This is a genomic window from Desulfonatronum lacustre DSM 10312 (genome assembly GCF_000519265.1).
Lineage (GTDB): Bacteria > Desulfobacterota > Desulfovibrionia > Desulfovibrionales > Desulfonatronaceae > Desulfonatronum > Desulfonatronum lacustre.
This window is the reverse complement of the sequence record NZ_KI912608.1, coordinates 71,985-86,947: the sequence shown is the minus strand read 5'-3', so window position 1 is coordinate 86,947 and position 14,963 is coordinate 71,985. Positions and strand designations below refer to the sequence as shown.

The window sequence follows — 14,963 nt, the reverse complement described above, 5'->3', positions numbered from 1 at the left end:
CCCTTCCAGCATGTTTTCCTTCCTCCACGTCGCCGACATCCATCTGGACAGCCCGTTGCACGGATTGTCCAGATATGAAGGCGCGCCCGTGGACGAAATCCGGGGAGCGACCCGTCAGGCCCTGGCCAACCTGGTGGACTACGCCGTGGACAACGCCGTTCCCTTGATCGTCCTGGCCGGAGACGTGTACGACGCCGATTGCCCGGACTACCAGACCCTGCTCCATTTCGCCGAGCAGATGTCCCGACTGGGCGGGCACGGCATTCAGGTGGTCATGATCCGGGGCAACCACGACGCGGACAACCCCATGACGGCTTCCTTGCGCCTGCCCGAAAACGTCCACGTTCTGTCCTCGACCAAAGCCGACACCTGGCGCTCTCCGGACCTCCCCGTGGCCGTGCACGGCCGCTCCTACGCCGGGCGGGAAATCCTGGACAACCTGGCCGCGACCTACCCCGCCCCCTTGCCCGACCTGTTCAATATCGGACTCTTGCACACGGCCATGACCGGACGAGCCGGGCATGCCAGGTACGCTCCCTGCTCCCTGACCGACCTGACGGCCAAAGGCTACCAGTATTGGGCTCTGGGCCACGTCCACGACCACGAAATCGTCCACCGCGATCCGCACGTGGTCTACAGCGGCTGTATCCAGGGTCGGCACATTCGGGAAGCCGGGGCCAAAGGCTGCGTCCGGGTGGACGTCCATCCGGACGGCTCGGTCCGGACCGAACGAGTGATCCTGGACGTGCTGCGCTGGATGCTTCTGGACCTGGACCTGACCGGGGCCCGCGACCTGGACGACCTCCGCCTGGCCGTGACCAGCGGGCTGCGCGACGCGCTCACGGCCGGACCGGACGACCGCCTGACCGCCATCCGGTTGCGCCTTTACGGCCAAACCCCGCTGCACGCCCAGGCCGTGCGCGACCCGGACCGGCTCGTCGCCCAGATCCGACTGACCGCCACCGACGTCTCCCGCCGCGGAGTCTGGGTTGAAAAGGTGATTCTGGACACGACTCCGGACGTGAACATCGAGGACATCGCCGAGGGCGACACCCCTCAAGCCGCCCTGCTTCAAGCCTTGAAAGACCTGGAAGAGGACCCCGCCGGGCTGGACGACTTCAAAGCCGATCTGCGCGATCTGACGGCCAAACTCGTCACCACGGGCGTGGAGCCGCCGGATATGGACGACCCTCGGGTCCGCGCGGCCCTGATCCGGGATGCCCGGGATCTGCTCCTGCCCTTGCTCACGACGATTTCCGCCTCCCCATCCCGAGCGGATATTCCTCATGCGCATTGAAATCTTGAAACTGAAGGCTTTTGGCGGGTTCACGGACAAGGAACTGCGCTTCGACGGGCCGGAGCACCGACTGCACCTGGTCCATGGTCCCAACGAGGCGGGCAAGAGCACCATCCTGCGGGCCATCACCTGCCTGCTGTTCGGTTTTCCGCATCAGAGTCCGGACGCGCATCTGCATCCGAACAAAAACCTGTGCGTGGGCGCGACCCTGCGGCTGGACAACGGCGAAATTCTGGACCTGACACGCTTCAAGCGCCGCAAGAACGACCTGCTGGACGCCACAGGGCAGGCGGTGGACCAGGCCCGGCTAACCCGGCTGCTGGGCGGGGTCTCCCAGGACATGTTCGGCCGGATGTTCGGGCTGGATCAGGATAAACTGCGCCTCGGCGCCGAAGGTCTGCTGCGGGCCGAGGGCAACCTGGGCCAGGCCCTGTTCGCCGCGGCCTCGGGAATCGCCGACCTGCGAGGAATCCTGGCCGAATTGGAGGCCCGCCGGGACAAGCTGTTTCGGCCCCGCGCCCCGACCTCCGCCATTCACCAGCAGGTCGGGGAACTGTCCGCTTTGACCAAACGCCTCCGGGAACTCTCCGTTCGTCCGTCGCAGTGGAAAAAACTCCAGAGCGAGTTCAAAAAGCTCCAGGCCGAGCAACGGGAACTGCAAGCCGAACTCTTTGGCCTGGACACGACCAAGGCTCGCCTGGAACGGTACCGGGAGGCCCTGCGCCATATTGATCCCCGTGAAGCCCTGATCCGCCGTCTGGGAGAGATCGCGGACGTGCCTTTACTGGCCGAGGACTTCACCGAGCGCCGAACCCGGGTCCAGCAAACCCTGACCAAGGCCCGCCATGACCGGGACGCCCTGGACTTTCGTCTCCAGCAAGCGCGACGAGAATTGGGAGAACGGAACGTCAACCGGGAACTGCTGGGCGCGGCCGAGGACGTACGGCGACTGTACGGCGAAACCACGGCCCTGCGCAAAGCCTTGAAAGAGGCCCGTCAACTGGAAGCCGACCAAGCCGTCCTGCACGCCCAGACCCAGGAAAAAATTCACTCCCTGGGGCCGGAGGCAACGACTGGGGAGCGGACGGCCCCGATTTCCAGACAACTGAAGGTTCGGATGGATGCTCTGAGCCGGGAACACGGGGCCCTGCGGGCGGACATGGCCTCCACGGCCCGGGGTGAGCAGGACGCCCAGGCCGCGGCGGCCGATCTGCGGCAGCGGCTGGAAAACCTGCCGCCTCGACCCGACCTTTTGGCCCTGGAAGCGGCCCTGGATCGGGCCGCGGAAGTGGGCAACCCGACCAAACGTCTGCGCGAAGCCTGGTCCGAGGTCGAAAAGCTGGCCCGCCGCGTGGACCAGGAAGCGAAGTCCCTGGGACCGTGGCAAGGCCCTTTGACCGATCTGGAACATTTGGCCCTGCCCATGCCGGAAACCTTGGAGCGCTTCGCGGACCAATTCCAGTCCCTGCGTGAACGGATCGAAACTTTTCAACAGGACCGCTCCCGCCTGGAAAAGGCCCGCCGGGAAAAGACCTCCGCACTGGAGCGTCTGGAGCTGCACGGAGAGCTGCCGGACCCCGCGGCCCTGACCCAGGCCAGGACAACGCGTGATTTTGGCTGGGAACTGATCCAAAACGCCTGGCTTCAGGGCGACGTTGACCCGGACCGGGAAGCCGCGTTCATCGACCAAGTTCCTTCGGCGGCCTCGCTGGCCCAAGGTTTTGAAACCGCCATGGACATGGCCGACGACTTGGCGGACAAACTGTACGCCAACGCCTCCGGCGTGGCTCAGGCCATGGAACTCCGCCGAGAAACCGCTCGCTTGGACGAGGAACTGCGCGTCAATGCTGAACGGCTGGAAGATTTCCAAAAAGACTGGGTGCATCTTCAGGAACAGTGGGGCGAGCTGTGGCGCCCTCTGAACATCGCCCCTCTCTCCCCCCGGGAGATGCAGGCCTGGTCGATCAAGGTCCTCGGTTTGCGCCGGCAGCTTGAGGAACTTGGGGAACGCCGGGCCGCCCATGCGGCCATGGAAGCGGAAATGAACTCCGTGACCGCTGGACTGGTCCACGCTCTCCAACACCTCGGCCATCAGACTTCGGCCGAAACGGACTATGCCGCCGTCCTGGCCAGAGCCCGAAACACGCTGAAAAACCTGCAAAAACAGATCACAGAACGCGCTGAGATGGAGGATCGCCTCCAGGAGCTGAATCGCTCCCTGGATACGGCGGCCCGCCTTCGGGAAAAGGCGGTCCTGGCCATGGAGGCGTGGACCGCGCAATGGACGAAGACAATTCGCGCCGCCGGCCTGCCGGAGGGGATCGACCCGGAAGCGGCAACGGCCCTGACCCTGACCCTGGAAGAAATCGCCCAGGCCCAAATCCGACTCGCGGACATCCGCCAACGCATCCAAAACATCCACGACGACCACCGCCTGTTCGCGGGACAGGTCCTGGCTCTGCGCCATGTCGCGCCCCTCTCGCCCTTGTCGGAACGCGTCGGCGACGAGAGTTTCGCCACGGCTTCGCCCGACGACGATCAGCCGTCAGCCCTGGAAATCATCGGTCAGCTGCATGCACGGCTGGAACAAGAGCTGGATCAGGCCCACCGTCAAAAGGCCCTGCGGGACGAGGAACGTCGCCTGGAGCAGGAGCTGCACGACGCCGCCAGGACCATCCAGGAGAGCGAACGTGAACTCGACGCGCTCTGCGCCGAGGCCGGCATCGCTTCGCCCCAGGACCTGCAAGCCCGGGAAAGCGCCTCTCGAATCAAGGCCCGGATGATCGACGAGGAGCGAAAAATCGAGGAGCGGTTGTCGGAATTGGCCGGAGGCGATTCCCTGGACGAATTCATCGCAGCGGCCCGGGAGCACCGATTCGACGAACTGAGCGCGGAACTGGAAGGCATCCGAACCCGCAAAGAGGAGTTGGGCGCCCGGCGGGATGCGTGCATGGCCGAGATCGGTCGGGTCAACGCCGAGTTGCGCGGACTGGACGGCTCCTCTCAGGCCGCGGACGTGCATCAGCAGATGTGTTACGTAAAGGCCCGGCTCCAAGGCGACGTTCAGGAGTACGTCCGACTGCGTCTGGCCTCACGGGTGCTGTCCACGGAAATCGAGCGCTACCGGGAGGCCAACCAGGGGCCGGTGCTGGAAGCCGCGGCCCGCTTTTTCCGGGACATGACCCTGGGATCCTTCAGCGGCCTCCTGGCCGACTACGACGAAAAGGGGGAGCCGGTGGTCAAGGCCGCCCGCGGCTCCGCGGCGGACGATGCGCAGTTACTGGAAATGATCCAACTCAGCGAAGGCACGCGGGACCAACTCTTCCTGGCCCTGCGCCTGGGCGCCCTGACCCGCTACCTGCAAACCAATCCGCCCCTGCCCCTGATCGCCGACGACATCCTGGTCAACTTCGACGACCACCGCTGCGCCGCCACCCTCAAACTCCTGCACGACATCGCCGCGTCCACCCAGGTGATCTTCTTCACGCATCACGGACATTTGGTGGACATCGCCAAACAAAGCCTGCCCCAAGAGCGGGTGGCCGTCCATCAGCTGGAAGGATGAGCGTATGAGCGGGCTCATTTTTCCGTGAGACGAACCACCTCGACCACGGAATCCAGCTTGCTGATCGTCTCGATGACGCCGTAAAGCTGGGCAGAGTCGCGCACTTCGACCTGGAACAGCATCTCCGTCTTGCCGTCCGGCCTGGAATGGAAGGAGCCGGAATCAATGTTCACGCCCTCTCCGGCCATAAGGGTGCTGATCTCGCCCAGGACGCCGGGGACGTTCTTGCAGATGATCCGGATCTTGGCCGGGAAGGGTTTGCTCTGGTCCCCTTCCCAATACACGTCCAGCATCCGCTCCGGCTCCAGGAGCCCCACGTTGGGACAGTCCATCGTATGTACGATGGCGCCCCGTCCCCGACTGATGAAACCCACGATGGGATCGCCGGGCAACGGGTTGCAGCACTTGGCGAACTGGACCAGGATGTCGTCCACGCCCTTGATGCTGATCCCCTTGGACTTGGTCGACTTGGCGGATTCCGCCCGCGAGGCGGGACGTTCCTCCAGCGCTTCGGTCGTTTTCTGCTCCGCGGGCAGCATCCGGTTGAGCACCTGTCTGGGCGTGATCCGGGCATAGCCCACCGCCGTCAGCAGGTCTTCCGGGGTCTTGAAGGACAGTTCCTCCATGACCTTGTCGAACCGACCGTCCTTCATGGCCTTGGCCATGTTCACGCCGACCTTGCGGCCTTCCTTCTCCAGAACCTCGCGGGCAAAGGCGATGCTCCGGTCCCGCTCCTCGGTGCGCACCCAATGCTTGATCCGGGCCTTGGCCTTGGCGGTCTTGACGAATTTCAACCAATCCTTGCTGGGATGGCGTCCGGGATCGGTAATGATCTCCACGGTATCGCCGTTGTGCAGCGGAGTGGAGAGCGGGACCAGCCGCCCGTTGACCCGGGCCCCGGTACAGTGATTGCCGACTTCGGTATGCACCAGATAGGCGAAATCCACCGGTGTCGCGCCTTCCGGAAGCTCCTTGACATCACCCCGGGGCGTGAACACGTAGACCTCGTCCTGGAACAGGTCGATACGCAAGGAGGCCATGAACTCACGCGGATTTTCCAGATCCTGCTGCCAGTCCAGGATTTGACGCAGCCAGGAAAAACGATCCGCGTCCTTGTCCTTGCCTTTTCCCCCCTCCTTATACTGCCAATGCGCCGCTACCCCGTACTCGGCCAGCCGATTCATGTCCTCGGTGCGGATCTGGATCTCGATGCGCTCTCCATCCGGCCCGAACACCGTGGTGTGCAGGCTCTGGTACATGTTCTTCTTGGGCATGGAGATGTAGTCTTTGAACCGTCCGGGCACGGGCTTCCACAAGGAGTGGACCAGCCCCAGCACGGCGTAGCAGTCCTTGATGGAGCCGACGATGGTCCGAAACGCGATCAGGTCGTAAACCTGGTCCAGGTTCAGTCCCTGTTGCAGCATTTTATGATAGATGCTGTAGATGTGCTTGATCCGCCCCCTGACCCGCCCGGAAATCTTGTTGGCCGCGAGCAATTCGTCGATCATGGAGATGACCTTGCCGATGTACTCCTGACCGACGCTTTGATGCTGCTGGACGCCGCTGGCTATTTGTTGGTATATGTCCGGCTTCAGATAGCGCAGACTCAAATCCTCCAACTGGACCTTGACCCGATACAGCCCGAGTCGATTGGCCAGAGGGGCGTAAATGTCCAACGTCTCTTTGGCGATCAGGCGCTGCTTGATGTTTTTCTGAAACTCCAGGGTGCGCATGTTGTGCAGACGGTCCGCCAGCTTGACCATCAGCACCCGGATGTCGTCGGCCATGGCCAGGATCATCTTGCGAATATTCTCGGCCTGGGCCTCCTCCTTGGAGTGAAAGCTCATCTTGCTGATCTTGGTAGTGCCGGCGACGATCTTGGCGACGTCGTTGCCGAATTCCGCGGCGACCTCCTTGATGGTGACCTTGGTGTCCTCCACCGTGTCATGGAGCAGACCCGCGGCGATGGACGCCTTGTCCAGCTTCATTTCGGCCAGGGAATTAGCCACTTCCAGGGGATGGAAAAGATACGGCTCACCGGAAAGCCGGGTCTGCCCGGCATGGGCCGCGGCGGAAAAGACATAGGCTTTTTGAATCAGGTTCATGTCTTCCGGAGACATGTATCCGGAGACTTTGTCCAGAATTTCGTGAATACGGATCATTATGGCTTGCCTGTTACGGAAAACGAAACAGCATGTCACGCTGAATCGTTCCAACTGGATGGTTCGTTAAAATAACCGAGCGGCCTTCCGCTCATTCAGCGTCGCGACGCCGTATTCCCATGGATGGGAGGCAATTCTTTCGCCGCCCTTGCGACATTCCCTCATTTTGATTAAATGGACCAACCCTGATCAGATCGCCGCGCAAACGACGTTGATATCGATTATTATACAAGTACGACCACGAAGAAGGAGCTTGGATCACACATGGTTAAAGGTGAAGAAGCCGAAGTGCTCTCGGCCGCGAAACGGTTTATCCAGGAAAACGTTCCGGAATACATCGCCTCCGGCGCGCAAGCGCTGATCGCGGCGGAAGGAGACTATAAGGTCTCCTTGAAAAAATTCGACGACCACTGGGACGTCTCCGGCCAGTTTCAGACGGACGACTTCCAGGTCTACAACGCGGAACTGGGCATCAACCTCAAGGATCCCAACGCCAGTTTTTTCTGCAACTGCCCGGACTCGTTCTCCGGCGTTTGCCGGCATGTAGCCGCCACGGCCCTGCATCTTGTAGCCTCTTTGCAAAGCGACAATCAAGAGGACATGCCCAAGCCCCGGACCGAGTGGCGCAAGACGTTTCGCCAGTTTTTCGCCATGGATGTGGAGCCGGAACCGGGCAAGCAGTACTTCATCATGCGCTTCTATCCGGAACCCAAACGCTTGCAGGTGGCCTTTTTCCGGGCCAGACAAAACAAGTCCGGCATCTCCCAGGTCACGGTCCCGGTCACTCTGGAGCAGTTGGTCCGCAACCCGGAATGGGCCGAACTTTCCCCGGAACTGCCCCAGATCGCGGAACGCATCGGACAGCATCTGGAATACTTCGGCCATCGGGTCGACATTCCCCAAGGCCTGCTGACCTGGTTTCTCTGGGGGATTAAAAACGAATACTACCTGCGCTGGGAGGACACGGACCAGCCGGTGCGCGTGGAAAGCAAGACCCTGCGCCTGCAAGTCCGGCCCCAACTTTCCGAGGACGGCCTGAACTTCGACCTCCTGCTGGGCCGGGAAGGAAAAATCCCGTTCTCCATCACTGGGCAGGAGCTCTACTTTTACGGTCAGTTTCCCCTCTGGGTCTGCTGGCGGCAGCAGTTTTTGCCCGTCCAGACCGGCCTGGACCCGCAACTGGTCCAGGATCTCGTGGAACAGCAGCCCATCGTCCCGCATGGGGATATCGCCGAATTCCTGGACCGGGTCTGGACCAAAATCCCTTCCTCGGACCTCATCGGGCAGGAAGACTTTTTGGAACGGATGCAGCCGATCTTCGTCCCGGCCACCCACGACCCGAAGCTTTTCCTGGACGAAGAGGGCAGCTTCCTGACCTTACAAATCCAGAACACCTACATGACGGAGCACGGCGAAATCACCCTGGACGCCCCGAACCCGGACTTGCAGACCGGAAGCTACCAACACGGAGGCAAGGCCTACCTCATGCGTCGGGACCAGGAAAAGGAAGCCGCGCTGATCAGCAAGCTGACCTCCATGAATTTCCAAGCCCGCAGTCCGGATATCTGGTTTCTGGAGCCGGAAGAGGCCATCACCTTTCTCCTGGACGCCTATCCCGGAATGGTGCAGGAATACCGGATGTTCGGAGAGCAGAGCCTGAACCGCTACAAGGTCCGGCTGGCCGATCCGGAGGTGGTCGCCATTCTGGAAACCCAGGACGACAAGGCCGAGGACAAGTGGTTCAACCTGGACATCTCCGTGGATTACGACGGCGAACGGGTGCCCATCGAGAAGATCTGGAAGGCCTGGACCCAGGGCAAACGCTATGTTCAGCTCAAGGACGGCTCCTACACCCGCCTGCCCGAGTCCTGGCTGAAAAGCCTGGGTCATCGCCTGGAAACCCTGGGCATTGATCCGGACAAGCCGCTCAAGCGCAAGTTCAAGCAGTTCGAGGCCCCGGTCCTGGACAAAATCCTGGAAGATATCCCTGGGGCCTCTACGGACGATTTCTGGCAGGATCTGCGGCTGAAGATCCACGATTTCGAATCCGTGGAACAAATCGAGGCCCCCAAGGAACTTCAGGCCGACTTGCGGCCTTACCAGCTCCAGGGACTGAGCTACCTGAACTTTCTGCGCAAGTACGGCTTCGGCGGAATCCTGGCCGACGAGATGGGGCTGGGCAAGACCGTGCAGACCCTGGCCTTCATCCAGCACATGATCTCCAATAAGCACGACGGCCCGAACCTGATCGTCGTGCCCACCTCGGTGCTGCCCAACTGGGACCGGGAGGCCCAGAAGTTCCTGCCTAATCTGCGACGGCTGCTGATCTACGGCATCAACCGGGAACCCTTGTTCAAACAGATCCCGGAAGCCGACCTGGTCATCACCACCTACGCCCTGCTGCGCCGGGACATGGACGAGTTGATGAAGCACGAATTCAACAGCGTCATCCTGGATGAAGCCCAAAACATCAAAAACCCGAACACCATCACCGCCCGGTCCGTGCGCCGGCTCAACGCCCGGTTCCGGCTCTGTCTCTCCGGCACGCCCATTGAGAACAACCTGCTGGAACTGTGGTCCCTGTTCGAATTCCTGATGCCCGGATTTCTTGGGTCCCAGCACGCCTTTCACAGCGGATTCGTCCGACCGATCAAGGACGGGGACGAGGAGTCCCTGGAACAGCTCAGGATGCGGGTCAAACCCTTCATCCTGCGCCGCAAGAAGGCCGACGTGGCCAAGGATCTGCCGCCCAAGGTGGAGAACGTCTACTACTGCGCCCTGGAAGACGAACAGATGGAACTGTACTCGGCCGTGGCCAGGAAGCTCAAGGACCAGGTGCTCAAAAACATCGACGAACAGGGCATGGCCAAGAGCCAGATGTCCATCCTGGACGCCCTGCTCAAACTGCGCCAGATATGCTGCCACCCGCGGCTGCTGCGCCTGGACATGCCCGGAGTGAGCACGAACATCAGCTCCGGCAAGTTCGAAGCCTTCAAGGATCTGACCACGGGCATCGTGGAGGACGGACACAAGGTACTGGTCTTTTCCCAGTTCGTACAAATGCTGCACATCATTCGCGGCTGGCTGCAAACCACGGACATCCCCTTCACCTATCTGGACGGCTCCAGCAAGGACCGCTTCGAGCAGGTGGATAAGTTCAACAACGACGAATCCATCCGCCTGTTCCTGATCTCCCTCAAGGCCGGCGGCACGGGCCTGAACCTGACCTCCGCGGACTACGTCATCCACTACGACCCGTGGTGGAACCCGGCCGTGGAAAGCCAGGCCATCGACCGCACCCACCGCATCGGCCAGACCAAGCAGGTCTTTGCCTACAAGATGATCTGCGAAAACACGGTGGAGGAAAAGATCCTCAAACTGCAGGACCAGAAACGCAACGTGGCCGAATCCATCATCCCCGGCCAGGACGTCTGGAAGAACATCACCCGCAATGATCTGGAGATGCTGCTGGACGTGTAGATGTGTCGGCGAAACGCATTGCCGTTGCCAGCTCACGGCAATGCGCCTCCAGCCGGGGCAGAATAATTTCCAGTTCGGCGCGGGAGAACAGGCCCAGCAGCGGCTCGTGTCCTTCCCAGAGTTCCTCGGCGGAAAACGACGGCAGCAGATCGGCCAAGCCGCGCAAGGCCCCTGCGTCCGTTCCACGATCTCCCACCGCGGCATAAAACCCGCAGAGCGCGGCCTGCATCAGTTCCTGATCCAGCCAGGCCCACTCCCCGACGCCCTCCACCCGGTCCAGGCGCATTCGCAGGGCCAGATCCAGGACAAAGGCCAGCAAAGCCGAAAGCGAATTTTCCGTCTCGATCAACGGATCATGGCTCCTGGCCGTGGTCAGCCGGACCTGCACGCCGTCATCATCCCAGCGGACGATGAAATCGCCGGCGGCATGGCTCCATGGGTGGACGCAGGCTCCGGTGGCCGGGTCGAGACACAGGGTTAGAATCCGACCGGCCTGGAAAAACACCTCACGGGCCTGCTCGGCACCCAGCCGCCGGATTCCCTGGTCATGATCCCAGAGCGAAAAACCACCGTCCCCGGCGACATGAAACTCGTGAAACCCCGCAAACCAGGGAACAGTGAGAAAGGTCACCGCCTCGTCATCCCGGAAGGCCAGGGGCCGGGGCAGGAACGCCCCGCCAGGAGTCCGTTGCAGGCTTTCCAGAACCAGGGCTTCCCGGCGTAGGGCGTCTCGTCCTCGCGGGGACATCGCGGTCAGCACCGCGAACCTGGCCCTGAAGCCGTCCCCGGCCTTGCCCTCTGCCCCTTGGGGCCAAACCAGCTCCAGACTCGCGGGGTGGTACAACGCGCCATGCTTTTCCGCGCGGATCACCATCTCGTCCGGCGGGGTCGGGCGATCCAGGCTCCCGGCCAACAACCGTGGTACCGCCCTGTCGTCGCGGGCAAGCATCCGGGTGATGGCCGCGAAATAGTCGCCGTAGGTCGTGCCCTGGTCGCATCCATCCAGAACGATGTTCATCGCTGCCGGGGTCACGGACAGATCGCCTCCGGGTGAGGCCACGAGGCAGGTGATTCCCGGCACGTCAAAAAAGTTCATGCTTTGCCCTCTGTTTCGACTTCAGCCCGGACCTTCGGCAAGGCCTGAGGATATTCGCGCTGGATGAACTCCAGCAGTTTCTCCCGGACATGGCAGCGCAGGTCCCAGGCCACGCCGGCGTCCTCGGCGCTCATCAGGGCGCGCAGTTCCACGGTGCGCTCCTTGGCGTCGGTGACCTGCAGTCCGGCCACCCGTCCGTCCCAGCCCGGACTGTCCTCCAGAATCCGTTGCAGCTCCCGGCGCACCTCCTGCACCGGCACGGTGTAATCCACATACAGGAACACCGTGCCCAGGATGTCCGCTGAAACCCGTGTCCAGTTCTGGAAGGGCCGCTCCATGAAATAGGTGATGGGCACAATCAACCGGCGCTGATCCCAGATCCGAATCACCACGTAGGTCAGGGTGATCTCCTCGATTCGCCCCCATTCCCCTTCCACGATGACCACGTCGTCCAGCCTGATGGGTTGGGTCAGGGCCACCTGGATTCCGGCGAACAGGGTGGCTATGCTGCGCTGGGCCGCGAAACCGGCGATGATGCCGATCACCCCGGCCGAGGCCAGCAGGCTGACCCCGATCTGGCGGACGTTTTCCAGGGTCATCAGCATGGAGGAGACGGCGATCACGGAAATGACGAAAATCAAAATCCGCCGCAAAATCCCCAGCTGCGTGTGCATCTTGCGGGCTTTCAGGTTGTCCCGGATGTTGATCTGAAACCGGCGTAGCACCAAGTCCTGAAGCAAGGCCGTGAAACGGATCAGGGACCAGGCCACGGCCATGATAAAGGCCATGCTCAGGAAGTGCCGAAAGGTCTCCAGCAGTTCCTCGGACATGACCAGGGTCGGCGCGACCACCGTTAGGATCAGCAGCGGGAAAAGCAGTCGGGAGGGCGCGGCCATGTGCCGGGGAATCAGGGCCAGCACCCTGTCCGGCTGGCCCGACTGGCCTGACTGATCCGACTGATCCGGCGCGGCCCGGAGCAAGACGTGAAACAGCACCGCGTGCAGCATCAAACCGAACGCCAGGGCCACCACGACCACGGTCACGGACGTTCCCAACCCCCACCAATCGATCTCCAAAAAATCATTCATCAGTTCGTGAAATTCCTGCATGCTTTCTCCGGGATGGTTCAAACCTGTCTACACTTGATGAAAGAGAACCACCCGCTCCCGTCGGGCGGTTCATCTATCCCCGCCGCTGCTCATCGAACCAGCGCATTTTCTTGGCCAGCTCCTTCCAGTTGCACTGCTGAAGCACCCGGACCTGGCGATGGATGTGGTTTTCCTTGATCGCGATTTCCTTGTCCTTTTCGTCCACAATGCCGTAAAACGGCAGCGTTACCCAGAACGCCTTGTTCTTGAAGGCTTCCGAAGGGGTGAGCACGTCCTGGCGGCGATTGTAGAACGGGTCCTCGTCCTCGGCGCAGGGCGTATCGAACACGTTGAACTGTCGGCAGGCCATGGGACGCAGGGCGTGGACGGCGCAGGCATCGGCGACCAGAAACGGACACGGGCCTCCTTCCTGAAAATCCTCCAACTGCCTGACCAGGGTCTCCCGGGTCTCGCTCGTCGTTTCCTCGGTACAGTACCAGGCCATGCCGGCCATTTCCAATGGATAGACCGGGACCGCGGCATGAATCCGGCAACAGTTGGCGCAGCCCTTGCGGCAGGCCAATTTACGGCCCTCGGCCTTGGCCTGTCCGGCAAGCTCCAGGTCCACGCCTTGATCCACGATGGAATAGGCGTCCAAAAGCAGGGTCAACCAGGTCAGCTTGGCTTCAGCTTCGGGAAAGCTGAGCCGCTTCTCGGGATAAACGGTTTGCACGTCCATTACTTACTCTCCAGTTTTTGGTTTCAATTGCTGCCTCATACCCCTTCCCGTCCGTTCCGATCCACCAGGACGAAAACCGTCAGGTTGGCCAGCACGCCCACCACCAGGCCATGGATGCCCCAGGGAGCGCCCAGAGCGTAGTTCCAGATCAGCAAGGCCAGGATGCCGCCTGCGGCGCCGCTCAGAAAGCGGGTTTGGCTGACCTTTCGCCCGGTCACGGCCATGACCAGGGGCACGAGAATGATCGGGGCCCAGAAGTTGTAGGAGTAGATCAGGATGTCCAGAACGCTTTCAATGGACACGGCGAAAATCACGGCCAGAATCCCCACGATCAAGGTGAGGGCCCGGGCCAGGGCGACTTCGCGATTCTCCGGGATGGGGATCTTGCGCAGGGGTTTGATGACGTCGTTGATGCAGCAGATGGCCGCGGCGTTGAGGAAGGAGTCCGCCGAGGACATGATGATGGCGATCACCGCGGCGATGACGATCCCCTGCAACAGCGGGGAAAGGGCCTGCTGAATGACGAAGGGCAAGGCCAGATTCGGGTTGATCGTGGGATCAAGAACCAGGGCCACGAGGCCGATCAGCCCGGTGACCGCGAAGAACGGAATGGAAAACAACCCGCTGTACAAAGTGCCCTTGGCCACGTCCTGGGTGCTTCGGCCGATGAGCAGCCGTTGCAGATACGGCGGAACCAGGGTTTCGCCGAACACAAAGGTCAGGAAGAGCGACGCCAGGGCCACCAGCGCCAGGGGCTCGGCGGGCAGGGTCAGGTGGTTTGCGGGCACGCTGTCCAGGACCAGGCCCCACCCGCCGGCATACTGCACGCCGAAATACAGGGTCAGGGGCAGCCCTACGGCCAGGATCACGAACTGGACGATGTCCGTCCAGACCACGGCCCGCATCCCGCCCACGGTGGCGTAGGTGATCACGATGCCGCAGCCCAGCAAAATGCCCCAGATCCGCTCAATGCCCAGAAAAAGATTGGTCACGTAGCCAATGGCCCCGATCTGGGCCCCCAGGATTCCGGCGCAGAGAATGAAGCCGAACAGCCCGGAAAACACCTTGGCCGCCTTGCCGTAATGGACCTCCATGATGTCGCCCACGGAAATGGCGTCCGGATAGCGGCCCATCCGCGGGGCGATGAAGGCGGCCACCAGGATTTCCTTCAGGCTGAAGCCCCACAGGGCCACGATGTTCACGACGCCGAACAAAAACACCTTCTCCGCGTTGCCCATGGAAAACCCGCCGCCGATAAACGAGGCGGACAAGGTGGCGAAAATCACCATCGAGCCGAAGGATTTTCCGGCCACGGCATACTGGGAAAGGTTCGAAATGCCCCGCCCGGCCAGGACTCCGATGAGCAGAACCCCGAATAAATACGTAAAAATGATGGCGTTGGTCATGTTGTGTTGCCCTTCTTATGAAAAGTGTGGATACCGGTCGGGTTTCTTACCCATGGAGACGCCGTAGCGCAAATCTCCCCAAGTGAGATCTTGCCCCGATCCGTTCCCAGAGCTTTTGGTCGACTTACAA

Annotated in this window: 8 protein-coding genes; 3 read left to right on the top strand and 5 right to left on the bottom strand. The window is 61.7% G+C overall.

Going from position 1 to position 14,963, the window contains the following annotated elements; all coding sequences use genetic code 11:
- Nucleotides 1–10 precede the first annotated feature (10 nt).
- Together DESLA_RS0100390 and DESLA_RS0100385 are read left to right on the top strand one after the other, a co-directional pair.
- On the top strand, nt 11–1,297 hold the full coding sequence (locus tag DESLA_RS0100390) for a metallophosphoesterase family protein (protein WP_028570931.1): 1,287 nt from the start codon (nt 11–13) through the stop codon (nt 1,295–1,297).
- Nucleotides 1,287–4,862 (top strand): ATP-binding protein, encoded by a 3,576-nt coding sequence (locus DESLA_RS0100385; protein ID WP_028570930.1) that lies wholly within the window; start codon nt 1,287–1,289, stop codon nt 4,860–4,862. Before DESLA_RS0100390 ends, DESLA_RS0100385 begins: the two co-directional genes overlap by 11 nt.
- A 14-nt stretch (nt 4,863–4,876) precedes the next feature.
- Here the strand turns inward: DESLA_RS0100385 and DESLA_RS0100380 are convergent, their stop codons facing one another.
- A complete protein-coding gene (locus tag DESLA_RS0100380; RefSeq protein ID WP_028570929.1) occupies nt 4,877–7,024 on the bottom strand; it encodes a RelA/SpoT family protein in 2,148 nt (715 codons plus the stop codon).
- 264 nt (nt 7,025–7,288) lie between these two features.
- On the opposite strand from DESLA_RS0100380, the gene DESLA_RS0100375 reads away from it, so the two are divergent.
- The gene (locus tag DESLA_RS0100375) at nt 7,289–10,504 is read left to right on the top strand and encodes a DEAD/DEAH box helicase (protein WP_028570928.1); all 3,216 of its coding nucleotides are present in this window, start codon (nt 7,289–7,291) and stop codon (nt 10,502–10,504) included.
- Here DESLA_RS0100375 and DESLA_RS17845 read toward each other — a convergent pair.
- The 4 genes from DESLA_RS17845 to DESLA_RS0100355 form a co-directional block, all read right to left on the bottom strand.
- The gene (locus tag DESLA_RS17845; RefSeq protein WP_051434243.1) at nt 10,467–11,600 is read right to left on the bottom strand and encodes a hypothetical protein; all 1,134 of its coding nucleotides are present in this window, start codon (nt 11,598–11,600) and stop codon (nt 10,467–10,469) included. The two genes, DESLA_RS0100375 and DESLA_RS17845, sit on opposite strands and share 38 nt — an antisense overlap.
- Nucleotides 11,597–12,709 (bottom strand): mechanosensitive ion channel family protein, encoded by a 1,113-nt coding sequence (locus DESLA_RS0100365; RefSeq protein ID WP_211239008.1) that lies wholly within the window; start codon nt 12,707–12,709, stop codon nt 11,597–11,599. The genes DESLA_RS17845 and DESLA_RS0100365 overlap by 4 nt, the downstream gene beginning before the upstream one ends.
- Before the next feature lie 73 nt (nt 12,710–12,782).
- Nucleotides 12,783–13,427, bottom strand: coding sequence for a YkgJ family cysteine cluster protein (locus tag DESLA_RS0100360; protein ID WP_028570926.1), 645 nt, complete (start codon nt 13,425–13,427; stop codon nt 12,783–12,785).
- A gap of 35 nt (nt 13,428–13,462) precedes the next feature.
- Nucleotides 13,463–14,833 (bottom strand): sodium:solute symporter family protein, encoded by a 1,371-nt coding sequence (locus DESLA_RS0100355; RefSeq protein WP_028570925.1) that lies wholly within the window; start codon nt 14,831–14,833, stop codon nt 13,463–13,465.
- Nucleotides 14,834–14,963 lie beyond the last annotated feature (130 nt).